Raw genomic sequence first — 24589 nt, forward strand, 5'->3', positions numbered from 1 at the left:
TCGAGCCAGTTCTACTACCGCGACTACTTCACGCGTTTCCCGCCTTTCGATGCGCGGGCGGCCTGCGCTACGAACGCCAGCGCCAGCTGCAAGCGCGATGGCAACGTGGCTGGCGGCGCTTGCCGCCGCCAGCCCGCGGCCTTAGTCGAGCGTGATCTTGCCCGCCTTGACGATCTCCGCATACCGCCTGGTATCGCGCTCGATCAGCTTGCGGAATTCCTCGGGCGTACCGCCCACCGGCACAAAGCCGAGGTCGGTCAGCTTCTTCGTGACTTCCGGGCTGCGCGTGGCCGCGGCGATTTCCCGGGCCATGCGCGCGACGATCGGCTGCGGCGTGCCGGCAGGCGCCAGCAGGCCGGTCCACGAGCTCATGACGAAGCCGGGGAAGCCGGCTTCTTCCATGGTCGGGATATTGGGCTCGCCCGGCCAGCGCTTGGCCGAGGCGACGGCCAGCACGTTGATCTTGCCGGACTTGACGTGCGGCATCGGCACCAGCAGCGGGTCGAACGCCACCGAGACTTCGCCGGACACCAGTGCCGGCAGGATCGGCGCGCTGCCGTTGTAGGGCACGTGGGTGAGCTTGAGCCTCGATTCCATTGCCAGGCGCTCGCCGGTCAGGTGCGCGGAACTGCCAACCCCGCTGGAGCCGAAGGTCAGCGTGTCGGGATGCTTCTTGCCGTAGTCGACCAGTTCGGCCACGGTCTTGACCGGAAGCTTCTTGCTGGCGAACAGGAACAGCGGCAGCTCCGCCATTTCCGCCACCGGCACCAGGTCGGCGGGCTTGTAGCTGAGCTTCGAGTACAGCGACATGTTGGCGCTGTAGGCGGCCAGCACCGAGACAAAGGTGTAGCCGTCCGGCGCCGAGCGCGCGGCGACGCCGACGCCGAGGGTGCTGTTGGCACCGGGCTTGTTCTCGATGATGATGGGCTGGCCCAGCCGTTGCGAGACCTGCTCGAACACGACACGCGAGACCGTGTCGGTGGAGCCGCCCGGGGTGTAGGGCACGATCACCTTGATCGGCTTGGCCGGCCATGCGTCGGCGGCAATGGCACTGGTAGCGCCGTGGGCGGCGGCCACGCCGGCAACGGCGATGGCGATGGAACGCGCGCTGCGCGCGACGCGATGCTTGATGCTGGACTTCAACTACGTCTCCTTCTTTTGCATGCCTGGCAATCCCCTGTCGGGGCCTGCTGCCGGAGATCCGGCCGGCCAATTATGCGGGACGCAGTCTGCGCGGTGCCGCACCGGGTGCGGCGGAATTGCGGATGCGGGCGATCCAATGTGCGATAGCCGAACCAGGCTGGCCGCGACGCTCGTCAGAATTCGTAGTTGACCGACAGGTCGAACACCGCGTTGGTCCGCTTGCGCGTGATCGGGCTGTCGGCCGCATCGCCGGCCAGTTGCGACACGGCCACGTCGGAGCTGGCAAACCAGTGCCTGGCGAAGTACCAGACCGAGGTCACGCCGAAGCCGTATGACTTGATCCCGCCGCGCGCGTGGTACTGCGGCCGGCCGGCGCGCGCCTGCGCGGCGCTGACGCCGTACCAGGCGTTCATGTAGCGCGAGTCGGCCAGCGTGACGGTGGGGCCGGCGAACCAGAAGAATTTTTCCGAGCTGCCGGGCAGCGGCATATAGGCGCCGATGTCGCCGATCCAGCCGTCGCTGCCGCCCAGGCTGCGGCGCGCGTCGATGCGCAGCACCAGCGGAAATTCCTTCGAGACCGCGTATTCGGCGAACAGCTTGCCTTCCGGCGCCGGGTCGATGTTGCCCATGCCGTCCAGGTGCGGCGAGTCTTCCTGGCCGCGCCGGCCCAGGTTGTAGGTGAGCGCGATGCCGGCGCGCCAGTTCTTGCCGCGCAGCAGGTTCACGCCCAGCCCTTCGCCGATCGACGCAAAGGCAAGGTCGCGGTAGCGGATATCGATGCTGGGACCACCGATCACGATGTACTCGGACGAGCCGTCGTAGCGCGGCCGCAGCATCGCGGCGGCGCCAAGCCGCACCTGCCAGTCGGGAATGTCGTCCTGGAACAGCTTCTGCAGCGGAATGCCGGCGGAGAACTGCCATTCCGCCAGCGGCGCCGGCGTCTGGGCGCCGGCCGGGCCAGTGGCCAGCAGCGCACCGGTGGCCAGCAGCAGGGCGAGGCACGAGGAAGTACGCGATGGAATTCGTTCGGTCACGGCAGCCTCCATGCCCGCATGGCGGGCAGCCAGGTTGCGGGCACGGGGCCCGTGGGCGACATCTTTCCACTGGATCGCGGCCGGCGCAACCGGTGGCCCGGCCAGCGCGGTGCCTGCGCATCCCTGCCCGGTGCCGGCGCTGACGGGAGGGGATCAGTCCAGCAGCTTGTCCAGCGTGATCGGCAAGTCGCGCACGCGCCGGCCGGTGGCGTGGTACACGGCATTGGCAATGGCCGCGGCCACGCCGACGATGCCGATCTCGCCGATGCCCTTGGTGCCGAGCGCATTGATATGCGGATCGTCCTCGTCCACCACCGTGACCTCGATGGTGCCGATGTCGGCATTGACCGGCACATGGTATTCGGCCAGGTTGGCATTGGCGACGCGACCGGTGGCCAGGTCCAGCTCCGTCTTTTCGTGCAGCGCCATGCCGATGCCCCAGACTATGCCGCCCATCAGCTGGCTGTGTGCGGTCTTGCGGTTCAGCAGCCGGCCCGCGCCGTAGCTGGCAACCACGCGGTGGACGCGGATCTCGCCCAGGTCCGGATCGACGCGGACTTCGGCAAAGACGGCGCCGAAGGCGTGCATGGCATAGGCCTGGCGCTCCTTGCCGGGCCGGGTGCTGGCGCGGGCTTCGAGCGCACGCCCGCCGGCGCGCCGGATCGGCGCGGACATGGGTTCGCGCCGCGTCGGATCCGAGCGGCGTTGCAGCCAGCCAGCGACGATCTCGACGTCCTCCACCGGCGCGCCAGCCAGGGGCGAGGCGGTATCGGCCACGGCCTGGCGGATCAGGCGCAGCCGTGCCGCCTCGGCCGCCTGCCGCACCGCGGGCGCGACGCTGGCCACGGACTGCGAGCCGCCCGACACCGGAGCCTCGGGGAAGGCCGTGTCGCCCAGTTCAAGAAGTATTTGCGCCGGCGCCAGGCCGAGCGCATCGGCGGCGACCTGCGTCATCACCGTATAGGTGCCCGTGCCAAGGTCCTGCGAGCCCGTGCGTACCAGCGCCGTGCCGTCCGGCAGCAGGCGCACCATGGCGCTGGCCGGTGAGCGGTAGGTGGGATAGGTGGCGGTGGCCATGCCCAGTCCCACCAGCTTGCCGTCGGCGTGCATCGAGCGCGGGGCGGGATCGCGGCGTGCCCAGCCGAAGCGCTCGGCGGCGTCGCGATAACATGCGCGCAGCGACTTGCTGGAAAACGGCAATTGCTTGTCCGGATCGGTGTCGGCGTGGTTGCGCAGGCGCAGTGCGACCGGGTCGAGGCCCAGCCGCTCCGCCAGTTCGTCGAGCGCGCATTCGAGCGCAAAGCTGCCCGGGGCTTCACCTGGCGCGCGCATGAAGGTGGGGGTGCCGATGTCCAGTTCGACCAGCCGGTGGCTGGTCTGCACGCTGGCGCAGGCGTAGAGCCGGCGCGTGATCAGCGCAGCGGATTCGAGCCACTCCTCGAGCGCCGAGGTACAGGCAGTCACGTCATGACGGAGCGCTTGCAGCGCGCCGTCCGCTGCCGCGGCGGCGACCACGCGCTGCTCGGTCAGGGGACGCCCGCCCACCGGGCCGAACATCTGGGTTCGTTCCACCACCAGCCTGACCGGCCGGCTCACCTGCCGCGCCGCCATCGCGGCCAGCACCACGTGCGACCACACCGAGCCCTTGCAGCCAAAGCCGCCGCCGACGTACGGGCAGATCACGCGCACCTTGTCGGCCGCGATGCCGAACGCGGCCGCGACGGCCTTGCGCACGCCGGTGACGTATTGGGTCGCGTCGTACAGGGTCAGCTGGTCGCCATCCCACGCGGCGAGGGTGGCATGCGGCTCCATCGGGTTGTGGCTTTCCATCGGCGTGGTGTAGACCGCGTCGATCACGGCAGCGGCGCCGCGCAGGCCCGCGTCGGGATCGCCGCGGCGGCTGTCGGCGGCGTCGTCCTCGTCGGGTTTGCGGGCGCGTGTGCGCGCCTGCGCGAAGTCGAGCACGGCATCGGCCTGCCGGTATTGCACCGGCAGGCAGCGCGCGGCGTCGCGGGCCTGCTCGAGCGTGTCGGCCACCACCACCGCGATGGGCTGGTTGTTGTAGTGGACCGCGGGGTCCTGCAGCAGGCTCATGACGTGGCCGGCCGTGGGGATGTCCGCGGCCGCCTTGCCGCCCCTGGGCAGGTGCGGGGCGTTGAACGGCGTCAGCACCAGCTGCACGCCCGGCATGCGTTCGCACGCGGCGCTGTCGATGGCGACGATCTCGCCGCGGGCAATGGTGCTGGTCACCATCACCGCATGGGCCAGTCCCGGCAAGGTATGGTCGGCGCTGTAGCGGGCCCGGCCGGTGACCTTCGGGATGCCGTCGACGCGGTCGAGCGGGGTGCCGGTTACGCTCATGCCGAAGCTCCTTGCGGGCCGCTGGCGACCTTCAGCGCCAGCGCGACGGCACGCTGCGCCAGGCTGACCTTGAATGCATTGTGCGCATACGGGTGCGCGCCGTCGAGCAGCAGCCGCGCGGCGTCGGCCGCGCTGTGCGCACTCAGCGGCCGGCCGGTCAGGGCGCGTTCGGCCGCGGGCACGCGCCAGGGCTTGTGCGCCACGCCGCCCAGCGCCAGCCGGGCGCTGCGCACGAGCTTGCCGTCGAGCTCGAGCGCCGCCGCGACCGACACCAGGGCGAAGGCGAAGCTGGAACGGTCGCGCACCTTCAGGTAGTGCGCGTGCGCGGCGTAGGGCGAGGGCGGCAGGTCGATGGCGACGATCAGCTCGCCGGGCGCGAGCATGGTGTCGCATTGCGGGGTGTCGCCGGGCAGGCGATGGAAGTCGCCGATCGGGATGCGGCGCTCGCCGGTGCTGGCGCGCACCACGATCACGGCCTCGAGCGCGGCCAGCGCCACGCACATGTCGGACGGATGCACGGCAATGCAATGCTCGCTGGCGCCGAGGATGGCATGGATGCGGTTGATGCCGTCGCGCGCGCCGCAGCCCGAGCCGGGCTTGCGCTTGTTGCAGGCCGGGAAGCCCAGGTCGTAGAAGTAATGGCAACGGGTGCGCTGCAGCAGGTTGCCGCCCACCGTCGCCATATTGCGCAGTTGCCCCGAGGCGCCCGACAGCAGCGCCTGCGCCAGCAGCGGATAGCGTTCGCGCACCAGCGCATGATTGGCCGCATCGGTGTTGCTGGCCATCGCCCCCAGGCGCAGGCCGCCGTCGGGCAGCGCCGTTAGCTGGTCCAGCGGCAGGCGGCTGACATCGACCAGCAGCCGCGGCGTTTCCACGCCAGCCTTGATCAGATCCAGCAGGTTGGTGCCGCCCGCCACATAGCGCGCGCCTGGCTGGCTCCCCAGGCGCATGGCTTCGTCGACCGAGCCCGGCCGTTCATAAGCGAAAGGATTCATAGCGGGCCTTAGCTGCCGTCGCCCTTGCCGCAGGCTGCGCGGACCGCGGCAACGATATTGTTGTAGGCGCCGCAACGGCACAGGTTGCCGCTCATGCGCTCGCGGATCTCGTCGTCGCCGAGCGGCAGTGGCGCCGGGCCAACTGGGTGCACTGCGCTGGCGTGGCCGGCCTGCGCCTCGGCCAGCATGCCCACCGCCGCGCAGATCTGGCCGGGCGTGCAGAAGCCGCACTGCAGCGCGTCGTGAGTGACGAAGGCCTGCTGCATCGGGTGCAGGGTGTCGCCGCTGGCCAGGCCTTCGATGGTAGTGATGTGGCGGCCTTCCTGCATCACCGCGAGCGTCAGGCAGGCGTTGATGCGGCGGCCCTCGACCAGCACCGTGCACGCGCCGCACTGGCCGCGGTCGCAGCCCTTCTTGGCGCCGGTCAGGTGGAGGATTTCACGCAGCGCGTCGAGCAGCGTGCAGCGCGGTTCCAGCTGCAGCGTGCAGGGCTTGCCGTTGACGTGGAGCGTCACCGCGCGGGTGGCCGCGCCTGGCGGGGCGGTAGTGCTGCAATGGGCCGGAACGTTGTCTTCGGACATGGCGAGCCTGCTGTCGACGTCCCGGCATGTCGTCTGAGCGCCGGGAATACCGGAAGGCCGCAAGTTCAGTGCCGGGCGGCGTCCCCGGCCATGGCGTCAAGGGCGGCACGGCAACGCGGCGGGGCAAGCGTCAAAAACGCCACGCGGTGCGTGTAGAAATTACGCTGGCGCGAACCATGGCGATGAAAACAAGAACGGCGCCAGACGGCGCCGTCAGATTCGTTGAAATCCGCCATGCTGCTGGTTCACTCCCCTTCTCCCGCGTGCGGGAGAAGGGGGCACACCATCGATTGTCCGGGGTCCTCAGCCCTTCAGCACGCTGCCGATGGCCTTGGCCACGGTGCCGACATTGCGCTCGTTCAGCCCGGCCACGCACATGCGGCCCGAGCGCAGCAGGTACACGCCGTGCTGCTCGCGCAGGCGCTCGGCCTGGTCGGCGCTAAGGCCGGTGTAGGTGAACATGCCGCGCTGGGTCAGGTAGCGCGACAGCGCCTCGCCGCTGACATGGTCGCGCAGGTGGTGGTGGATGGCCTCGCGCATGCGCGCGATGCGGCCGCACATCTCGGCCAGTTCCTGTTCCCACAGCTGGCGCAGCTCGGGCGTGGTCAGCACCTTCGAGACCACGCGCGCGCCGTGCGTGGGCGGGTTGCTGTAGTTGGCGCGCACCGCGCCGGTCAGCTGGCCGAGCACGTTGGAGGCTTCGGCCGCGGTGTTGCAGAACACGCTCAGGCCGCCGCAGCGCTCGCCGTACAGTGAGAAGTTCTTCGAGAACGAATTGGCCACCAGGCACGGCACGTCCTGCGCGACCAGTTCGCGGATGGCGAAGGCGTCGTCTTCCAGGCCGGCGCCGAAACCCTGGTAGGCCATGTCGACGAACGGCAGCAGCTGGTTGGCCTTGAGCAGCGCGATCAGCTGGCGCCACTGGTCCTGGTTCAGGTCCACGCCGGTCGGGTTGTGGCAGCACGCGTGCAGCAGCACGATGCTGCCGGCCGGGATGGCGCGCAGCGCGTCGACCATGGCGTCGAACTTCAGGCCGCCGCTGGCGTCGTCATAGTACGGGTAGGTGTTGACGGTAAAGCCGGCGCGCTCGAACACCACGCGGTGGTTTTCCCAGCTCGGGTCGCTGATCCACACCTGCGCCTGCGGATAGTAGCGCTTGAGGAAATCGGCGCCCACGCGCAGCGCGCCCGAGCCGCCCAGCGTCTGCAGCGTGGCGATGCGGCCGGCGGCGCGCGCCGGCGAGGCCTCGCCGAACACCAGCGCCTGCACCGCGTTGCGGTAGGCCGCCAGGCCCGACATCGGCAGGTAGGGGCGCGGACCCATGTCGGCCAGCAGCGCGGCCTCGGCCTGCGCCACGGCCTGCATCACCGGCAGGCGGCCGTCGTCGTCGAAGTAGATGCCGATGCTGAGGTTGACCTTGTCGGTGCGCGGGTCGCGCTGGAAGTCCTCGTTGAGCGAGAGGATCGGATCGCCGGGAAAGGCCTCGATGTGTGCGAACATGGGATGCGATGGAGTTGGGTCGGGGGCGGCTGCCGCGGCGCAAGACGCCGCGCAGCCCGGGATTTTAACCGGCGGCGCCCGCGGTCTGCAGGCGCCGGGCCGGGTCAACGCAGCTGCTGCGCGGCCACGCCGGCTTGCAGCGCGGCGCCGGCCTTCTTCTGGCGCACCAGGTAGCTCACGCCGAGCACCACCAGCCACACCGGGATCAGGTACACCGAGATGCGCAGGCCTTCGGTCAGGTACATCACCACCAGGATGCCGGCCAGGAACACCAGGCACAGGTAGTTGGTCAGCGGATAGCCCCAGCTCTGGAACGCCGTGGCCTGGCCGGCCTTGCGCTTGTCGGCGCGGAACTTCAGGTGGATCAGGCTGATCATGGCCCAGTTGATGATGAGCGCCGACACCACCAGGCCCATCAGCAGCTCGAAGGCCTTGCCCGGCATGAAGTAGTTGATCACCACGCAGGCCGCGGTGGCCACGGCCGAGAACGCCAGCGCCGTCAGCGGGATGCCGCGCTGGTTGACCTTGAGCAGCGCCTTGGGGGCATTGCCCTGCTGCGCCAGGCCGTACAGCATGCGGCTGTTGCAGTACACGCCGCTGTTGTAGACCGACAGCGCCGCGGTCAGCACCACCACGTTGAGCACGTTGGCCACCCAGTTGCTGTTCAGCGCGTGGAAGATCAGCACGAACGGGCTGCCGCCGGTGGCCACGTTCTCCCACGGGTACAGCGACAGCAGCACCGCCAGCGCGCCCACGTAGAAGATCAGGATGCGGTAGATCACCTGGTTGGTGGCCTTGGGGATGGTCTTGCCGGGCGCGTCCGCCTCGGCCGCGGTGATGCCCACCAGCTCGAGGCCGCCGAACGAGAACATGATCACCGCCATGGCCATCACCAGGCCGCCCATGCCGTTGGGGAAGAAGCCGCCGTGCTGCCACAGGTTGGCCACGCTGGCCTGCGGGCCGGCGTTGCCGGAGACCAGCAGGTAGCCGCCGAAGCCGATCATGCCGATGATTGCCGCGACCTTGATGATCGAGAACCAGAATTCCATCTCGCCGAAGGACTTCACGCTCGCCAGGTTGATCGCGTTGATGATGACGAAGAACGTCAGCGCCGAGACCCAGGTAGGGATCTCCGGCCACCAGTACTGCACGTAGATGCCGACGGCGGACAGTTCCGCCATGCTCACCAGGATGTACAGCACCCAGTAGTTCCATCCCGACAGGAAGCCGGCGAAATGGCCGCAGTACTTGTCGGCAAAATAGCTGAACGAGCCGGCGACGGGCTCGTCCACCACCATCTCGCCCAGCTGGCGCATGATGAAGAAAGCCACGATGCCGGCGATGGCATAGCCCAGCAGGACCGAAGGCCCCGCCATCTTGATGGTCTGGGCGATGCCCAGGAAAAGTCCGGTGCCGATGGCGCCACCCAGGGCGATCAGCTGGATGTGCCGGTTCTTCAGCCCGCGCTTGAGCGAGCCGTCGTTGTTGCTGGAATGCATGCAGTGTTTCCTCTACCCATTCTCATGGAATGCGGGCCCGCGTCTCTGGCTGTTGTCTGAGTCGGACGCTTGGGCCTGGGGGTCGTCGCCGCGCGCGCGGCAGGGTGTCTGCCGCGCGGGGCGTGCGCGTTGCCGGACCGGCGCGCCGCCGAAGGCGGCCGGTCAGGAAGGGCCGATGCCGGTCAGGCCTCGACCTTGAGCGTGCCGCGTTCGATCTGGTCGCGTTCCAGCGACTCGAACAGTGCCTTGAAGTTGCCTTCGCCGAAGCCTTCGTCGCCCTGGCGCTGGATGAACTCGAAGAACACCGGGCCGAGCGCGGTCTTGGAGAAGATCTGCAGCAGCAGACGGGGCTTGCCGCCTTCGGTGGTGCCGTCCAGCAGGATGCCGCGCGACTTCAGTTGCTCGACCGGCTGGCCGTGGCCGGGCAGGCGGGTGTCGAGCGCTTCGTAGTAGTAGTCGTTCGGCGCGGTCATCAGCGGCACGCCGGCCAGTTGCAGGCGGTCGATGACCTCGATCAGGTTGTCGGTCAGGAAGGCGATGTGCTGGATGCCCTCGCCGTTGAATGCCATCAGGAACTCTTCGATCTGGCCGGCGCCCTTGGACGATTCCTCGTTCAGCGGAATGCGGATTTTACCATCCGGCGCGGTCATGGCCTTGGAGGCCAGGCCGGTGTACTCGCCCTGGATGTCGAAATAGCGGATTTCGCGGAAATTGAACAGCTTTTCGTAGAAGTTGGCCCAGTAAGTCATGCGGCCACGGTAGACGTTGTGGGTCAGGTGGTCGATCAGCTTGAGGCCGTGGCCGACCGGGTGGCGGTCGACGCCCTCGATGAACTCGAAGTCGATGTCATAGATCGACTTGCCTTCCTCGAAGCGGTCGATCAGGTACAGCGGCGCGCCGCCGATGCCCTTGATCGCCGGCAGGCGCAGCTCCATCGGGCCGGTCGGGATCTCGACGGGCTGCGCGCCCAGTGCCAGCGCGCGCGCGTAGGCCTTGTGCGAATCCTTGACGCGGAAAGCCATGCCGCAGGCGCTCGGGCCGTGCTCGGCGGCAAAGTAGGCGGCGTGGCTGTGCGGCTCGCGGTTGACGATGAAGTTGATGTCGCCCTGGCGGTACAGCACCACGTCCTTGGAACGGTGCTTTGCCACCAGCGTGAAGCCCATCTGTTCGAACAGCGGCTCAAGCAGGTTGGGGGTGGGCGAGGCGAATTCCACGAATTCGAAGCCCATCAGCTGCATCGGATTGTCAAACAGGTCGGCCATGGCTTTCTCGGTAAGAACGTAGGGGCGGGAAATAATATTGTGGCTTCAGCACTTGCTTTGCGCAGTCGCGCCGGGCCAGCCGGCTTGGCACCGGACCCATGGTGGCACGGGTTTGCGGTGCGCTTGCTTGGCATGCAGTGTATATTCGGGGAGGCAAAATTGGATTTCGTAAAACAGGCAGGGAAACCCTAGATTATGAAATTTGATTGCTTGAATACTTGAGATGAGGAAACCGAAGTGCAATCAATCGAGCTTGACCGCACCGATCGCCGCTTGCTCGGGGTGCTGCAGGAGAACGGGCGGGCATCCAACCTGGAACTGGCCGAAGCCATCGCGCTGTCGCCCGCGCAGACCCTGCGGCGCCACCGCCGGCTGGAAGAAGCCGGGCTGGTCAAGCGCTACGAGGCGCGCCTGGACGCCGCGGCGCTTGGCTTCGGCGTGGTGGCCTTTATCCACGTGACGATGGAGCGCGGGCATATCCGCGACCTGTCCAACTTCAAGCGCCTGGTGGCCGAACTGGCGCAGATCCAGGAGTGCTTCTCGGTGACGGGCGATATCGACTACGTGCTGAAGGTGGTCGCGCGCGACCTGAAATCGCTGTCGGATTTCCTGCTGGATACGCTGATGCGCATTCCCGGGGTCAGCGGCGTGAAGTCGAGCGTGTGCCTGGACGAGATCAAGTGCACCAGCGCGGTGCCGATGGAGCCCTGAAGCGGACCGGTCAGTCCTCGGGCAGATCGATGCGGTCGCACTGCACGTTCATCGCGCGGCAGACCGCACACCACGATGCGCGCGCGCCGGGGGCGGCCTCGCAGCGGGAATCGTCGCCGCTCGCCGTGCCGGCAGACGGCGCCAGGGCCTGCAACTGGGCGGGGCCGGCTGGTTGGGGCTGCGGCGTCGCGGACGGCGCAGGCCGGTCGCCGCACGCCCGCGACACGGCGGCATCCAGGGCCTGCAGGCCCACCGGCTTGACCACCACGGCGTTCATGCCCGCGGCCACGGCCGCGGCGTGGTCGCTGGCTGCGGCGCTGGCGGTGCAGCCGACGATGGGCACGCACCGGTGGGCGTCGTCGCGGGCCCGCACCGCGCGCGCGAAGGCGAGGCCGTCCATCACCGGCATGGCGCAGTCGCACACGATCACGTCGAAGCTGCCGCGGTCCAGCGCGGCCAGGGCTTCGCGGCCATCGCCTGCCGTGCTCACGCGGTGGCCCAGGTGTTCCAGCTGGCGCTGCAGCAGCAGGCGGTTGGGGGCGTGGTCGTCGACTACCAGGATGCTGGCGTCGCATCGCGGGCAACCGGCCATGCGCAACGGCGGCGCCGGTTCGGCAAGGCCGGCCGGCGGCGCTGCGCCGGCGATCTGCAGCGGCAGCGACACCACCACGCGCGTGCCGCGGCCGGGCTGGCTGGTCAGCGTGATGCGGCCGCCCATGGCCGTGGCCAGGCGCCTGCAGATGGCCAGTCCCAGCCCGGTGCCGCCGGCATTGGGGTGCGCGCAGCCGTGCACCTGCTCGAACGGCTGGAACAGCCGGGCCTGGGCCTCAAGGGGAATGCCGACGCCGGTGTCGGAGACGGTCAGCAGGACGTGCTGGACGCCGTCGCAGGGCGCCTGCGCGTCCAGGCGGATGTGGACCGTGCCGCTGTCGGTAAAGCGCACGGCATTGGACACCAGGTTGGCCAGGATCTGCCGCAAGCGCAGCGCATCGACCTGATGCAGCGGCGCCAGCGCGGCGCCGACGCCGCTGGTCAGGGGCAGGCCTTTTTGCGCAGCCACGGGTCCGAAGATCAGCAGGGTATCGTCCACCAGCCCGGCCAGCGAGGCGGGTGCCGGATGGATGCTGAACTTGCCGGCCTCCAGCTTGGACAGGTCAAGGATGTCATCGATCAGCGCCAGCAGTCCCAGTGCCGACTTGTGCGCGGTGACCAGCTGCAGCCGCTGTTCATCCGGCAACTGGCTTTGCGCCAGCGTCAGCTCGAGCATCCCGGTGATGGCATTCATCGGCGTGCGGATCTCATGGCTGACCGACGCCAGGAAAGCGGACTTGGCGCGGTTGGCGGCTTCGGCGTCGGTCTTGGCCTGGGCCAGCTCGGCCAGCATCTGGTGGCGTTCGGTCAGGTCGACGCAGCCACCGGCCAGGCCCTTGACGGTGCCGTCGGCGCCGCGCAGCGGGGTCAGCCAGTTCAGCACATGCAGGGTGCGGTCGCCCAGTCGCAGGCACCGGTCGGTGCGCAGCGGCGCGCCGTCTTCGATGACCTGGCGGTAGTCGTGCGCCAGTTCCGCCATGTCGACGGCAAGGGGGTGTGACGCCTGCAGGGCGTCCAGCGGCTGCCCCACCAGGGTAGCGCGCGTGGCGCCAACCAGTTCCTCATAGCCGCGGTTGCAGGCGACGAGCCGCAGCCGGGCATCGCGCAGATAGACCGGCTGAGGAATGCCGTCAAGCAGCGCGGTCTGGATTGCGACGCAGTCTTTCAGCGCGGTCTCGGCGGCCCGGCGCCGGCGCACCTCGCGGTACAGCGCGACGATCCACGCCAGCAGGCACGGAGTCAGCACGCACAGCACGGCGGTGGACCAGCCCAGCAGGTGCGCATGCGAAGCGGGCGCAGGCACCTGGGGGGACACTGGCACGATTTGCGCCAGCGCCGCGGTCATCATGCCATGCGACAGGCCGATGGCCATGGCCATGGCCATGGCGCGCCCGGGCTGCCGCGCACGCGCGCTCCGGCCCGCCCGTGGCGGGGCCCGGTCGGGTTGGGTGGAATCGACAGCAGCACGAAACGTGCGCGCGGTGGCGGGTGACGCAGCAGAAGAGGGCGGACGGAACGGCAAGCGGGTTGGCGAGGTCAGTGAACTGTCTTCACTCTAGGGGCGCGGACCCGTCATCTCATTAGGACGAATCTGAAATTGATACGGAAATTTCGAAATCGCGGGCACCTTACCGTCTGGCGCGCCACATATAGAACACAATCTGGGCCCGCTTGCGGGCGCTATGGGAGGCACGCCCGCGGCACCGCAATGCCGACACGTTTGCGGTGCATCACATGAACGGCGCGGCCACCATGGCAAGCGCCGCGTTTCGGAAGAAACCACCGGTGCCTCGGAAATTTCTGGTTTCGTAAGGGGCAAATGCTTAGCACAATGATGGGCCCGGTCGCCCGGAAAAACGCGTTCCTTGCAACGGAGTACAGCTTGACCACAATCCTGATCGTCGATGACCACCCGCCCGTGCGTGCCGTACTCAAGACGCACTTTTCCCAGGTGCTGGGTGTCACCCACGTGCTCGAGGCCGACAACGGCCAGGCCGCCATCGAGATCGTGCGCCAATACATGCCCGACGTGGTCATCCTGGATCTGGATATTCCCAAGATCAATGGGCTCGACGTGATTCCGCGCCTCAAGGCCAGCCATCCCGCGGTGCGCATCCTGGTCATCTCGGGCCAGGACCAGAACGCCTTCGCGCCGCGCGCGCGCCATGCCGGTGCCCACGGCTTTGTCAGCAAGACCCAGGAACTGGCCGAAATCGTGCGCTGCACCGAGTCGGTGTTGGCGGGCTATACGGTGATGCCCGAGATCGACCATGGCACGTCCGGGCTGGCTGATGAAGCCGAGCGCCTGGCCTCGCTGTCGGACAAGGAACTGGTGGTCATGCAGATGCTGGCCAAGGGCATGTCGAACAAGGAAATCGGACAGGTCCTGTTTATTTCGAACAAGACCGTGAGCACGCACAAGACCCGGGTGATGGAAAAGCTGGGCGCAAGATCGATTGTCGATGTCATCGATTTTGCGCGGCGCCATCATATTGCGGTGGGATAGCGTGGACGCGGCCGAAGCGCAGTCGCGCCCCAGGGCCTTGTTGCTGGCACCCGCCGGCGACCCGGACTGGCTGGGAGAGGTCGCGCCGATCCTGCGTAATCTCGGTTTTGTGGCGCAGATCGAAGTCAGCGCGCCGGTGGCAGATAATTCCGCCGCGGTCGCGCTGGTGGTGGCGAGCGCCGCTGCCGGCGTGCCTTGCGCGCTGATGCAGGCATGGCGTGCCCGCGGCGCGGTTTGCGCCGTGGTGTTGCCTGCGGGCGCGGCGCCGGCGGCTGGCGCAGACGCCGCAGTGAGCACGCTGCCCGCGCCGGTCACCGAGGCGGCGTTGCTGGCGATGCTGGCCGGCCAGCACTACGTGGCGCTGTCCGCGCGCGAGGCCGCCGGCATCGCCGGGGCCATTGCCAGGCAGACCTTCGGCAATCCGGCATTCGCCAGGGAACTGTTGCAGGCGCTGGTGAGCTCGACCCGCGCCGACCTGGCGCAACTGCGCCAGGCTGGCGCCAACCTGGAGGTGGTGCGGGGCGTCGCGCACCGGCTCAAGGCCTCGGCCCACTATGCCGGTTGCCATGCGCTGCGGCTGATGGCGCAGCGGCTCGAGCATGCCGCCCGCGATGGCGATGCGACCACCGCCGCGGCGCTGGCGGCGATCGTGGCGACAACGGCGGCACGGCTGCTTGTCCTGCTGGCCAGCCTGCCTTCCGCAACTCACGCCGATAGCGCTCCCGGAAAATAGACACAGCGGGAATACACCGAATTGGCGCGATCCCGGTGCTTGATTATTCTGGTGCCTTGAAAGGAAATAAGGCGTGCATTATTGATTATCAGGAATAAATCACGCCGAGTTATCTTATCCGGGACTGGTCGAATGCCGATGCTGCCGGCTCTTGCTGGCTGCGGCTTCAGGCATTGACGGGGAGGAGGGCAGGGATGGCCCATGTCATGGCGTCGATGCCGGATTCGGCAGTCTATTTCCATCTGGCCGCGCTGGCGTTGCTGCTGCTGGGGCTGGCCGCGTTCCGCGCGGTGGCTTATGTCATGGCGTCGCCGCACGGGCGCCCGGCGCGTGCCCGCCGCATGCTGCTGGTCAGCGCCGGACGCGTGCTGGCGGTCGGCGTCATCTGGACCGCCATCGCCTATGGCCATGGCGTCACCGAGCGGGCCGGCGCGCACAACTGCCGCCGCGTGCCGGCAGTCGATGCCGCGGCCCGCTACGCCGCCGAATACTGCTACCTGGGCGGCGAGCGGATCTTGCTGCGGATCTACGGCGCCGAACGCGACCGGGTGCTGGCCCATCGCACCTTCACCAGTGCCGGGCCGGTGCGGCTCAGCTGGGACGGGCAGGCCGTGGTGTTCGACCCGGCCGCGCCGGGCCGCAAGGGTCGGCTGGCATTGCCGCCCGCGCTGCACGACCGGCTGCTGGCGCGTCTGCCTTGAGCGCGCGCCCGGCGCGCTAGCGCGGCGCGGCCAGCATGCGGGCCAGCACCGCGTCCAGGCCGTCGGGCCGCGGCAGCTGCGCGATCAGCCAGCGCACCGCCCCGGACAGCTGCTGGGCGTCGTAGTCGGCGGCAAAGCTGTGCAAGGTGGCGCCGTGCAGGAAGCAACGCAGTGCCAGCCATTCCGGCTGGGGCGCCGCGTCCGGCGGCTGGCCGAACAGCCGCTGCGGCACCGCCGCCAGCGGCGCATGCACGGAGCGGGCAAGACGGATGTCGCCGCGCGTCGCCATCCACACCTCCAGGATCGCCAGCGAGGCATGCCGCTGCGGCCGGTGTGCCAGCGCATGCAGCATCAGGTGCAGGCGCAGCGACGCGCTCAGCGGCCCCAGCGCTGCCAGGCGCGCCGCTTCGCGCTCCAGCAGCGATTCCAGCATGGCCGGCAGCAGGTCGTAGCGCCCTTCCGGAAAGTGATGGCGCAGCGAGCCGCGGCTGGTGCCCGCCAGCTCGCACACGCGCGCTTCGGAGAAGGCCGCGTAGCCTTGCTCGATGAGCAAGGTGGCGGCGGCGTCGATCAGGGACTGGCGGGTACTGGCGCTGCGTTCGGCTTGGCTGGGCATGGGCCGGATTGTAGCAACGGCGCGGGGGCGGCTTGCCGTCACCGCGGTACCGTGCCGCTTCGGTCCGATCCGGAAACGCAGTTCCGCGCCGTGGCCCCCGGCGGCGAACAGGCGCTTCAGTGCGGCGCTGCCGCCGGAATGTCGGCACTGCAGCTCGCTGCCGTCTCGTCATGCGAATGCGGGGCGAGCGCGCCGGGGATGCGTGGCGTGTCGAGGCCCTTGCCGCGCAGCCACTCGGCCGTGGTGGCCGCGGCGCGGTCGATCAGTTCGCCGCAGCGGGAGTAGTCGTAGGGCGAGATATCGAGCGGGCACAGCGGCGGCACCACGCTGATGTGCGCCTGGTTGGCGAAGTGCTGCAGGTCGTGCACCAGCTGGCGCGCCACCAGCAGCGAGAGCGCGTTGAACGCATGCTCCAGCGCGCCGCGCGGCGGGCGGCGCTCGGCGCAGGTAAAGCCGGCCGGCAGCACGATCACGCGGGTGGCGCCCAGGCCGATCGCGGTCGATACCGGCGTATTGTTGGCCACCCCGCCATCGATCAGGGTACGACCCGCCAGCTGCACCGGCGGGAACACGCCGGGAATGGCGGCGCTGGCCAGCACCGCGTCGACGATGCTGCCGTGGGACAGCACCACTTCGTCGCCGCTCTGCATGTCGGTCGCCACCACGTGCAGCGGCAGTTCGGCGGCCTCGAGGTTGCGCGGCCCGAAATGCCGCGCCAGCAGGCTGCGCAAACCCGTCGCCTCCACCAGATGGCCGCGGCTGCCGCCGAACATGTTCCAGACACTGCGCCAGCTCCACGGCAGGATGTCCGTGCGCCGGATCGCGCGCCACAGCGCGTCGAGCCGCTGCGCGCCGGCCACGCCGGGGTTGCAGGCAAAGTAGGCGCCGTTGATGGCCCCGGCCGACGCGCCGATCACGATATCCGGCGTCACGCCCCAGGCCGCCAGCTCACGCAGCATCCCGACCTGGATCGCACCCAGGCTGCCGCCGCCGGCGAATACGAAGGCTGTCTTGTCCATGACTGCGGTGGTCTCCCCTGGCTTGTCGGCGTCCTGTGCAAAAGGATAGGCGACGTACGGGTCATCCGACAGTTCGGGCTGCCACTGCCGCGGCCGCGTTTTTTTGGGCAATAATGCAATTAACCGCCATGAATTTCCCCCCGCCGTGAACGTGGGCCAGCAAGGGCGGGGCAGCGCTTCCGGCGGGGCGTGGTGCCGGGGATCAGCGCAGAAACTCGTCGGCTGAGATGCCGAGTTGCGCGGCCATGTGTTCGACCAGGTCTTGCAGCCTTGCCACTTTTTCGGTCAGGGCCTGCTGCTCGGCGCGCAGCTGTTCCACCTCGGCCGACGGTGCTGCGTCGCCGTCGGCGGCACGGCCGCTGTCTTGGCCGCTGTCTTCGGCGGCCAAGACGGCACTGGCTGCGCCGCTCAGCAGATGCATCCAGCGGTTTTCGCGCGCACCGGGGGCGCGCGGCAAGCGCACCACGCGCGGCGGCGTCTGGCTGGCCAGTTCGTCGAGGAAGGCCTCGACCGAGGAGATGTCGGCGAAGCCGTGCAGGCGGGCGGTATTCAGGCGCAACTCCGCGGCCGTCTGCGGCCCGCGCAGCAGCAGCATCGCCAGCAGCGCGACCGACTGGCTCGGCACGCCGAGCGCGCGCTGCATGTTGTGCTCGAAGCGCGGCACGCGGCTGCTGCTGCCTTCGAACACCAGGCTCAGGCCCTTGAGGCCGTCGATGGCCTCCAGGATCTCGGCCTCGCTGACGTTCATCACCGGCGCGCGCGCGGTCTTCTGGTTGCAGCCGGAAGCCAGCGCGTTGAGCGACAGCGGGTAGGTATCGGGCACGGTGTGCTGCTTTTCGACCAGCACGCCCAGCACGCGTCCTTCGACCGGCGTGAGGGCGCGCGATGCCGGGCGCGCGGGACGGTCGCTGGGCGGGTTCGGATCGGATTCAGGAGTGGATTGCATCAAGGCTTGATTTTTTGCTGACGGTGGCGGCGCGGCCGGGCTTGCCGGCGCGCCGAGGCGACCATTCAATCCCAAGCCGGCGTAATGCGCAACTGTTGGCGCCCGCGGCCTCGCATTCCACGTCGCGCCGTCTACTATCCATAGGTCGCGCCGCGGCAGCCGGAGACTTGCAATCTGGCGATCACTGATGCAACCAGGGAGGCAGCATGGCGAACTTGCAGGCGGATGCAATGGCAGCCGAAGCGGAGCCGGGTGCGGAGGCCGGCGCGGGGCTGGAGGCACCGTACTCCACGCTGGAATCACGCTGGCACCAGATGTTCCCGCAACTGAGCGCCGACGAGATGGAACGCGTGCGCCGCTTCGGCACCCCGCAGAGCTGGCGCGCGGGTGAGAAGCTGTTTGCCATCGGCGACGCCGGGCGCGGCATGTACCTGGTCACCAGCGGGCGCGTGCGCGTGATGCGGCGTGACGGGCTGGGGCGCGAGCACCAGATCACCGAGCAGGGGCCGGGGCACTTCCTGGCCGAGGTCGGCACCTTGTCCGGCCGGCCTGCGCTGGTCGACGGCGTCGCGGTCACCGAGACCCACGGCTACGTGATCCTGCCGGAGCGGCTGCGTGCGCTGCTGGTGGCCGAGGCCGAACTGGGCGAGCGCATTATGCGCGCGCTGATCCTGCGCCGGGTCGGGCTGATCGAGTTCGGCAGCGGCCCGGTGCTGGTGGGCCACGGCACCGAGCCGCAACTGCTGGCGCTGCAGGCCTTCCTGCGGCGCAACGGCTATCCGCATACCGTCATCGATATCGACGCGGACCGCGACTGCTCGCTGCTGCTCGACTACGCCAACGCGCCCGCCAGCGACTTTCCGCTGGTGATCTGCGCCGACGGCCGCGTGCTGCGAGCCCCGGACGAGGGGCAGCTGGCGTCGTGCCTCGGCCTGCTGCCGGAGTTCGATCCGGACCACGTCTATGACGTGGTGGTGGTCGGGGCCGGGCCGGCAGGGCTGGCGACGGCGGTCTATGCCGCGTCCGAGGGCCTGTCGGTGGCGGTGATCGATTGCCGCTCGCCGGGCGGGCAGGCGGGCGCCAGCGCACGCATCGAGAACTACCTCGGCTTTCCGACCGGCATCTCCGGACAGGCGCTGGCCGGGCGCGCGTTCGTGCAGGCGCTCAAGTTCGGCGCGCATATCGCCATCCCGCTGGAGGTGAAGGCACTGCACTGCGGCGACGATCCGATCCGGCTGGAGCTGGCCGACGGCCGCATGGTGCCGACCCACACCGTGGTGATCGCCACCGGCGCGCAGTACCGCCGCCCCGGCATCGCCGCGCTCGAGCATTTCGAAGGCCGCGGGGTCTACTACTGGGCCTCCCCGGTGGAGGCCAAGCTGTGCAAGAACGAGCCGGCGATGCTGGTGGGCGGCGGCAATTCGGCCGGGCAGGCGGCGGTGTTCCTGGCCTCGCACGCGGCGCACGTGCACATGCTGGTGCGCGGTCCGGGCCTGGCCGCCACCATGTCGCGCTACCTGATCGACCGCATCGCCGCGCTGCCGAATATCACGCTGCATACCCACGCCCAGATCAGCGCGCTCGACGGCGACGGCTGGCTCAGCGCGGTGCACTACGATTGCCGCGCCGAGCATCCGGCGCCGGTCACCATGGCAGTGCGGCACCTGTTCCTGTTCATCGGCGCCGACCCCAATGCGGCGTGGCTGCGCACCTGCCATGTCGAGGTCGATGACAAGGGCTTCGTGCGAACCGGCGGCGGCGCGCTGGGCTGCGCGTCGGCGGTGCCGTATCCGCTGCAGACCAGCGTGCCGGGCGTGTTTGCCATCGGCGACGTGCGCGCCGGATCGACCAAGCGCGTTGCCGCGGCGGTCGGCGAAGGCGCGGCGGTGGTGGCGCAGATCCACGATTACCTGGCAAAGATCGAGGTGCCTGCCTCCCGCTGAGGCGCAGGCGGCTCAGCCTTGCGCCTCGCGCTCCAGCAGCTCGCGCTTGCGCGCCACGCCCCAGCGATAGCCCGACAGGTCGCCGTCGCTGCGCACCCCGCGATGGCAGGGAATCGCGACGGCCAGGTGGTTGGCGGCGCAGGCCTGCGCCACTGCGCGCACCGCGCGCGGCGCGCCGATGCGGGCCGCAATCTCGGCGTAGCTGGCGGTGCTGCCGGCGGGGATCTCGCGCAAGGCTTGCCAGACGCGCTGCTGGAACGCGGTGCCGCGCACGTCCAGCGGCAGCGCCAGGCCGATCGAAGGCGCTTCGATCATGCCTACCACCTTGGCCACCAGCTGCTCGAACTGCGCATCGCCGCCGAGCAGGTTGGCGCGCGGGAAGCGGTCCTGCAGGTCTTGCAACAGCGCTTGCGGGTCGTCGCCCAGCAGGATCGCGCAGACGCCGCGCAGGCTCTGCGCCACCAGGATCGCGCCCAGCGAGCACTGGCCGACGGCAAAGCGGATATCGATGTCGGCGCCGCCGGCGCGGTAGCGCGACGGGGTCATGCCGAGCACGGCGTCGGCGGTCTCGTAGAAGCGGCTGTTGGAGCCGAACCCGGCATCGTAGATGGCCTCGGTCACGGAGCTGCTGGTGCCGAGCTGCTCGCGCAGTTTCCTGGCGCGGTGCGCGGCGGCATACGCGCGCGGGGTCAGGCCGGTGGCGCTCCTGAACAGGCGGTGGAAGTGATAGGGGCTGACGCCCGCGGCGCTGGCCAGTTCCGGCAGCGTGGGCACGGCGTCGGCGGCCTCGATGCGGCGGCAGGCCTCCGCCACCATGGCCGCGTGCCGTGCCGCCAGCGCGGGCGGCGCTGCACGGCGGCTGGGCCGGTAGCCGGCGGCTTCGGCCGCGGCAGCGTTGTCGAAGAACTCGACATTGGCCGGATGCGGCAGGCGCGACGGGCTGCTCGGCAGGCAATACACGCCGGTGGTCCTGACCGCATAGACGAAGTCACGGTCGGCGCCGGGGTCGCGCGCCAGCACGCGCGCCCAGCGCGGATCGTGTTCGACCAGGGTGGCTTCGGCCGCTTGCGCGGCACGGCGGATGGATCGGGTCATGGAGGCCTCACGTAGCGTCGTGGAAGATGATGCCGAGGGTGTAGCGCTGGCCGGCATGCAGCCGGCTGACGCCATGCCGCAGGTTGACGCGATAGCTGCCGCGGCTGCCTTGCACCGGCCGCTGGCTGACCGCGAACACCACGGCATCGCCCTGGCGCAGCGCCACCACCTCGGCCCGCGACTGCATGCGCGGGCGCTGCTCGGTCAGCACGAACTCGCCGCCGGTGAAGTCGCGGCCGGGCTCGGAGAGCAGGATCGCGACCTGCAGCGGAAACACGTGCTCGCCGTAGAGGTCCTGGTGCAGGCAGTTGTAGTCGCCCGGGCCGTAGCGCAGCAGCAAGGGCGTCGGCCGCGACTGGCCGGCGTGATGGCAGCGCGCGATGAAATCCGGATGCGCGGCGGGGTAACGGACCTCGATGCCCATCGCGGCATTCCAGCGGTTGGCCACCGGCACCAGGTGCGGATAGAGCGCCGTGCGCAGCCCGGCGACCAGGTCGGGCAGGGGGTAGCCGAAGTATTTGTATTCGCCCTGGCCGAAGCCGTGCCGGCGCATCTCGATGCGCGAACGGTACTGCGCGTCGTTGCCATAGCCGGCCGCCAGCGCCTCGCATTCGTCGGCGGACAACAGGCCGGGGATGGCGGCGCAGCCGTAGTCATCGAGTGCGCGCGCGACAGCGGCCCAGTCGGTGCCATCGACCCGGGTCGCCACGTTCGCGTCATGCCCACGCCGAACCGCTGCGCCGCGTGCCTGCGAAACCGGCCGCCGCGGCCCTGCGACCGCCATTGCCGGCTGCTGAATCTGGCTGTTGCCCACTGTGAATCTCCTGTCCTGTGCATGCATGGTGCCAACTTTAGGGCGAGCCCCTGCGCGGCACACTCCGGCCCTTGCTTTCAAACTCTGTCGCCATACTGCCTTGACAAGACAGACCTGTCTACCAATAATGAGACAGAGCTGTATCACACTGTGGTTCTCGTCACTTCAATGCCTGTCTCTCAAAGGAGCTTTCATGTCTGCACCCATTGAAACCCGTCCGCCGCTGCCTCCGTTTACCCGCGAAACGGCCCTTGCCAAGGTCCGCGCCGCCGAGGATGGCTGGAACAGCCGCGACCCGCAACGCGTGGCGCTGGCCTATACCGTCGATAGCGCGTGGCGCAACCGCGCCGAGTTCGCCAACGGTCGCGCCGATATCGTCGCTTTCCTGCAGCGCAAATGGCAGAAGGAGCTGGATTACCGCCTGATCAAGGAGCTTTGGGTGCACGAGCAGAACCGCATCGCGGTGCGCTTTGCCTATGAATGGCACGACGATTCCGGCAACTGGTACCGGTCATACGGCAACGAGAACTGGGAATTCGATGAAGCAGGGCTGATGCGCAAGCGCTTTGCGTGCATCAACGATGCGCCGATCCAGGCAGCGGAGCGCAAGTTCCACTGGCCGCTGGGCCGGCGCCCGGACGGGCATCCGGGCTTGAGCGAGCTGGGCTTGTGAGGGGTGTTGTGGCGACCTCTCCCGCGCGCGGGAGAGGTCAAAAATCAGAAGGCCGGCTTACTGCATCTTGTCCAGGTTGCCGATCCGCACCAGCATCTCGGTGAACATCTGCATATCGAGATCGAGGTCGGCCACTTCCTTGTACTCGCGCGCGTTGTGCGCGGTGTACTTCTTGCCCGGCATGGCCGGCCCGAAGTTGATGGCGTTCGGCATCAGCTTGGCGGTGGTGCTGCCGGCGGTGGCGACCGGCTTGGCCTCCAGCCCGGTGGTATCGCCGAAGATGTTCAGCAGCGTCGACAGCCACGCGCCCTTCGGATCGCGCGCCATCCAGTTGCCCTGGTCGTACTTGATCTCGACCGGCCCATGGGTGGCGGCCCAGCCGAAAATGCGCTTGGTGATCTTGCCGCCCAGCTCGTCCGGGGTGCGCCCGCGCGGCATGCGCACATTGGTGACCACGTCGACGTACTCGCCGCGCTCGCGCACCAGCGTGGGCGACATGGTGAGCGGGCCCATGAACGGATCGCGGTAGGCCACGTCCATGCGATTGCCCAGGTAGTCCAGGCCGTACAGGTCGTTCAGGTAGCGGACCGCGTTCAGGTAGTGGTTTTCGGCAAGGCGCACGCCGCTGGCCTGCAGGAACAGCGCCAGCCGCGGCAGCGGGTTCACGCCTTCTTCCGGCCGCGAGCCGTGCGCCGAGGCGCCGGTGACCTTGACTTCGACATCGTTGCCGGTGCGCTTGACCTCGATCGAGAACTTGCCGCGCGGCGTGTAGCGGCGCAGGAAATCCGCGCGCGCCTGTTCCAGCGCGGCGGCCACCGCAGCAGGATCGCCGCCGGCAATGCGCGCGGTGGCGGTCTCGGGAATGGCGTTGGCCGAGGCCGCGCCGCGCATCGCGACAATGGCCGGGCCCTTGCTCTCGGCCTGGCTGGGGGCGCGCTTGTCGTCGGCCGCCTTGATGCCGAACGAGACCGTCAGCGTGCCCGCGCCTTTCTCGGCCACCACGGCCGGATACTTGCTGTCGAGCACGATGTTGTACTCCGGCAGCGTGGTGTGCTGGCGGTAGTACTTCATGCCGTCGCCGCCGGTTTCCTCGGTAGTTTCGATCATCAGCCGGATGCTGCGCTCGAGCGGCACGCCGCTTTCCTTGACGGTCTTCATCGCATACAGCACCGCGGCGATCGAGCCCTTGTCGTCGATGGTGCCGCGCCCATACAGCAGGTCGCCGATGCGCGTCATCCGGAACGGGTCCAGCCTGGTGCCGTCGTCCAGAACCCATTCCTCGGCTACCGCCGGCACCACGTCCGCGTGGGTCAGGATGCCGAAGGTGTCCTTGCCGCCGCCGGGCAAGGTCACCTCGAAGACGCGGTTGTCGACATTGCGATAGGCCAGCCCGAACTCGCGCGCCATGCCTTCGATCATCTTGCCGAACTCGACGATGGCGGGATGCTCGTGCTGCGCGATCTTTTCCTCACGCACGGTGCGCAGCGCCACCATCCTGCCGAGCGCATCGATGGCGGCGGCCTCGTTGCGCAGCCGGTTGTAAACCCCGAGCAGCCGCGCGACATTGACCAGGTTGTCGCCCGACAGCGGCGCCTTCGACTGCCACGCCGCCACCGCCGGCGCGACCAGCGGCTCGGCCTTGGCCGCCGCCGCCATGAAGGCCGGCAGGTCGGCCTGGGTCGCCTTGGCCGCGACCGGGCCGTTGCCGGTCAGGGCTTCCAGCGCCGGCTTTTTCAGCGTCTGGGCGTGCGCGGGAAGGGCCAGCGCGAGCGACAACGCGAGCAGGGATGCCCATCGATGGCGGTGCGGCGGGCGGCAAGGTCGGATCATTGCAAAGAAGGGAGTCGGAGCAGATGCCGCATGATA

General features: G+C 69.0%; 22 protein-coding genes. 6 read left to right on the forward strand and 16 right to left on the reverse strand.

Going from position 1 to position 24589, the window contains the following annotated elements; translation table 11 throughout:
- Nucleotides 1-141: 141 nt before the first annotated feature.
- The 9 genes from CBM2586_RS21835 to hppD form a co-directional block, all read right to left on the reverse strand.
- Entirely contained in the window at nt 142-1143 is a 1002-nt protein-coding gene (locus tag CBM2586_RS21835) for a Bug family tripartite tricarboxylate transporter substrate binding protein (RefSeq protein ID WP_115664912.1), read from the reverse strand.
- A 173-nt stretch (nt 1144-1316) separates the two neighbouring features.
- Complete coding sequence (locus tag CBM2586_RS21840) at nt 1317-2189, reverse strand: MipA/OmpV family protein (protein WP_172583348.1); 873 nt, start codon at nt 2187-2189, stop codon at nt 1317-1319.
- A gap of 141 nt (nt 2190-2330) precedes the next feature.
- Nucleotides 2331-4538, reverse strand: coding sequence for a xanthine dehydrogenase family protein molybdopterin-binding subunit (locus CBM2586_RS21845; protein ID WP_115689750.1), 2208 nt, complete (start codon nt 4536-4538; stop codon nt 2331-2333).
- On the reverse strand, nt 4535-5533 hold the full coding sequence (locus CBM2586_RS21850; RefSeq protein ID WP_115689752.1) for an FAD binding domain-containing protein: 999 nt from the start codon (nt 5531-5533) through the stop codon (nt 4535-4537). Before CBM2586_RS21850 ends, CBM2586_RS21845 begins: the two co-directional genes overlap by 4 nt.
- Nucleotides 5534-5541: 8 nt before the next feature.
- On the reverse strand, nt 5542-6114 hold the full coding sequence (locus CBM2586_RS21855; RefSeq protein ID WP_115689754.1) for a 2Fe-2S iron-sulfur cluster-binding protein: 573 nt from the start codon (nt 6112-6114) through the stop codon (nt 5542-5544).
- A gap of 65 nt (nt 6115-6179) precedes the next feature.
- Entirely contained in the window at nt 6180-6350 is a 171-nt protein-coding gene (locus CBM2586_RS21860; RefSeq protein WP_172587105.1) for a hypothetical protein, read from the reverse strand.
- A 67-nt stretch (nt 6351-6417) separates the two neighbouring features.
- Entirely contained in the window at nt 6418-7614 is a 1197-nt protein-coding gene (locus CBM2586_RS21865) for an amino acid aminotransferase (protein ID WP_115664904.1), read from the reverse strand.
- A gap of 104 nt (nt 7615-7718) precedes the next feature.
- Nucleotides 7719-9113, reverse strand: coding sequence for an amino acid permease (locus CBM2586_RS21870; RefSeq protein WP_115664902.1), 1395 nt, complete (start codon nt 9111-9113; stop codon nt 7719-7721).
- A 182-nt stretch (nt 9114-9295) separates the two neighbouring features.
- Nucleotides 9296-10375 (reverse strand): 4-hydroxyphenylpyruvate dioxygenase, encoded by a 1080-nt coding sequence (gene hppD / locus CBM2586_RS21875; protein ID WP_115664900.1) that lies wholly within the window; start codon nt 10373-10375, stop codon nt 9296-9298.
- A 237-nt stretch (nt 10376-10612) separates the two neighbouring features.
- Between hppD and CBM2586_RS21880 the strand changes: the two genes are divergently transcribed.
- On the forward strand, nt 10613-11086 hold the full coding sequence (locus tag CBM2586_RS21880) for an Lrp/AsnC family transcriptional regulator (protein ID WP_025581629.1): 474 nt from the start codon (nt 10613-10615) through the stop codon (nt 11084-11086).
- Nucleotides 11087-11096: 10 nt separating this feature from the next.
- Here the strand turns inward: CBM2586_RS21880 and CBM2586_RS21885 are convergent, their stop codons facing one another.
- Nucleotides 11097-13061: a PAS domain-containing hybrid sensor histidine kinase/response regulator gene (locus CBM2586_RS21885; RefSeq protein ID WP_240987992.1), complete on the reverse strand. Its 1965-nt coding sequence runs from the start codon at nt 13059-13061 to the stop codon at nt 11097-11099.
- Between the two features lie 498 nt (nt 13062-13559).
- Between CBM2586_RS21885 and CBM2586_RS21890 the strand changes: the two genes are divergently transcribed.
- The 3 genes from CBM2586_RS21890 (at nt 13560) to CBM2586_RS21900 (ending at nt 15617) form a co-directional block, all read left to right on the forward strand.
- On the forward strand, nt 13560-14183 hold the full coding sequence (locus CBM2586_RS21890; RefSeq protein WP_115664898.1) for a response regulator transcription factor: 624 nt from the start codon (nt 13560-13562) through the stop codon (nt 14181-14183).
- A gap of 1 nt (nt 14184) precedes the next feature.
- Nucleotides 14185-14916, forward strand: a complete 732-nt coding sequence (locus CBM2586_RS21895; protein WP_240987993.1) for an Hpt domain-containing protein — start codon at nt 14185-14187, stop codon at nt 14914-14916.
- A 194-nt stretch (nt 14917-15110) separates the two neighbouring features.
- Nucleotides 15111-15617, forward strand: coding sequence for a hypothetical protein (locus CBM2586_RS21900; RefSeq protein ID WP_115664894.1), 507 nt, complete (start codon nt 15111-15113; stop codon nt 15615-15617).
- Between the two features lie 16 nt (nt 15618-15633).
- On the opposite strand, the gene CBM2586_RS21905 is transcribed toward CBM2586_RS21900, so the two are convergent.
- The 3 genes from CBM2586_RS21905 to CBM2586_RS21915 all read right to left on the reverse strand — a co-directional run bounded on the left by CBM2586_RS21905 (nt 15634) and on the right by CBM2586_RS21915 (nt 18198).
- A complete protein-coding gene (locus CBM2586_RS21905) occupies nt 15634-16233 on the reverse strand; it encodes a TetR/AcrR family transcriptional regulator (RefSeq protein WP_115689758.1) in 600 nt (199 codons plus the stop codon).
- 116 nt (nt 16234-16349) lie between these two features.
- Nucleotides 16350-17252, reverse strand: coding sequence for a patatin-like phospholipase family protein (locus CBM2586_RS21910; protein WP_115691412.1), 903 nt, complete (start codon nt 17250-17252; stop codon nt 16350-16352).
- Nucleotides 17253-17454: 202 nt separating this feature from the next.
- Entirely contained in the window at nt 17455-18198 is a 744-nt protein-coding gene (locus CBM2586_RS21915) for a YceH family protein (RefSeq protein ID WP_115664889.1), read from the reverse strand.
- A 206-nt stretch (nt 18199-18404) separates the two neighbouring features.
- On the opposite strand from CBM2586_RS21915, the gene CBM2586_RS21920 reads away from it, so the two are divergent.
- Nucleotides 18405-20141 (forward strand): FAD-dependent oxidoreductase, encoded by a 1737-nt coding sequence (locus CBM2586_RS21920; protein WP_115689760.1) that lies wholly within the window; start codon nt 18405-18407, stop codon nt 20139-20141.
- 12 nt (nt 20142-20153) lie between these two features.
- On the opposite strand, the gene ada is transcribed toward CBM2586_RS21920, so the two are convergent.
- Both ada and CBM2586_RS21930 read right to left on the reverse strand, forming a co-directional pair.
- The gene (gene ada, locus CBM2586_RS21925; protein ID WP_115689762.1) at nt 20154-21236 is read right to left on the reverse strand and encodes a bifunctional DNA-binding transcriptional regulator/O6-methylguanine-DNA methyltransferase Ada; all 1083 of its coding nucleotides are present in this window, start codon (nt 21234-21236) and stop codon (nt 20154-20156) included.
- Between the two features lie 7 nt (nt 21237-21243).
- Nucleotides 21244-22050 carry a 2OG-Fe(II) oxygenase gene (locus tag CBM2586_RS21930; RefSeq protein WP_115689764.1) on the reverse strand — a complete coding sequence of 269 codons (807 nt, stop codon included), beginning with the start codon at nt 22048-22050 and terminating at the stop codon, nt 21244-21246.
- A 193-nt stretch (nt 22051-22243) separates the two neighbouring features.
- On the opposite strand from CBM2586_RS21930, the gene CBM2586_RS21935 reads away from it, so the two are divergent.
- The gene (locus tag CBM2586_RS21935; protein WP_115689766.1) at nt 22244-22723 is read left to right on the forward strand and encodes a DUF1348 family protein; all 480 of its coding nucleotides are present in this window, start codon (nt 22244-22246) and stop codon (nt 22721-22723) included.
- A gap of 57 nt (nt 22724-22780) precedes the next feature.
- Here the strand turns inward: CBM2586_RS21935 and CBM2586_RS21940 are convergent, their stop codons facing one another.
- Nucleotides 22781-24553, reverse strand: a complete 1773-nt coding sequence (locus CBM2586_RS21940) for a dipeptidase (RefSeq protein WP_115689768.1) — start codon at nt 24551-24553, stop codon at nt 22781-22783.
- Nucleotides 24554-24589: the final 36 nt, after the last annotated feature.

This window comes from Cupriavidus taiwanensis, from assembly GCF_900250115.1.
Lineage (GTDB): Bacteria > Pseudomonadota > Gammaproteobacteria > Burkholderiales > Burkholderiaceae > Cupriavidus > Cupriavidus taiwanensis_B.

Excerpts from the sequence above, each read along its gene's own strand:
- CBM2586_RS21840 (WP_172583348.1), bottom strand. The coding sequence starts at position 2,189 with ATGGAGGCTGCCGTGACCGAACGAATTCCATCGCGTACTTCCTCGTGC.
- CBM2586_RS21845 (WP_115689750.1), bottom strand. The coding sequence starts at position 4,538 with ATGAGCGTAACCGGCACCCCGCTCGACCGCGTCGACGGCATCCCGAAG.
- CBM2586_RS21850 (WP_115689752.1), bottom strand. The coding sequence starts at position 5,533 with ATGAATCCTTTCGCTTATGAACGGCCGGGCTCGGTCGACGAAGCCATG.
- CBM2586_RS21855 (WP_115689754.1), bottom strand. The coding sequence starts at position 6,114 with ATGTCCGAAGACAACGTTCCGGCCCATTGCAGCACTACCGCCCCGCCA.
- CBM2586_RS21860 (WP_172587105.1), bottom strand. The coding sequence starts at position 6,350 with ATGGCGGATTTCAACGAATCTGACGGCGCCGTCTGGCGCCGTTCTTGT.
- CBM2586_RS21865 (WP_115664904.1), bottom strand. The coding sequence starts at position 7,614 with ATGTTCGCACACATCGAGGCCTTTCCCGGCGATCCGATCCTCTCGCTC.
- CBM2586_RS21870 (WP_115664902.1), bottom strand. The coding sequence starts at position 9,113 with ATGCATTCCAGCAACAACGACGGCTCGCTCAAGCGCGGGCTGAAGAAC.
- hppD (WP_115664900.1), bottom strand. The coding sequence starts at position 10,375 with ATGGCCGACCTGTTTGACAATCCGATGCAGCTGATGGGCTTCGAATTC.
- CBM2586_RS21885 (WP_240987992.1), bottom strand. The coding sequence starts at position 13,061 with ATGGCCATGGCCATGGCCATCGGCCTGTCGCATGGCATGATGACCGCG.
- CBM2586_RS21900 (WP_115664894.1), top strand. The coding sequence starts at position 15,111 with ATGGCCCATGTCATGGCGTCGATGCCGGATTCGGCAGTCTATTTCCAT.
- CBM2586_RS21905 (WP_115689758.1), bottom strand. The coding sequence starts at position 16,233 with ATGCCCAGCCAAGCCGAACGCAGCGCCAGTACCCGCCAGTCCCTGATC.
- CBM2586_RS21910 (WP_115691412.1), bottom strand. The coding sequence starts at position 17,252 with ATGGACAAGACAGCCTTCGTATTCGCCGGCGGCGGCAGCCTGGGTGCG.
- CBM2586_RS21915 (WP_115664889.1), bottom strand. The coding sequence starts at position 18,198 with ATGCAATCCACTCCTGAATCCGATCCGAACCCGCCCAGCGACCGTCCC.
- CBM2586_RS21920 (WP_115689760.1), top strand. The coding sequence starts at position 18,405 with ATGGCGAACTTGCAGGCGGATGCAATGGCAGCCGAAGCGGAGCCGGGT.
- ada (WP_115689762.1), bottom strand. The coding sequence starts at position 21,236 with ATGACCCGATCCATCCGCCGTGCCGCGCAAGCGGCCGAAGCCACCCTG.
- CBM2586_RS21935 (WP_115689766.1), top strand. The coding sequence starts at position 22,244 with ATGTCTGCACCCATTGAAACCCGTCCGCCGCTGCCTCCGTTTACCCGC.
- CBM2586_RS21940 (WP_115689768.1), bottom strand. The coding sequence starts at position 24,553 with ATGATCCGACCTTGCCGCCCGCCGCACCGCCATCGATGGGCATCCCTG.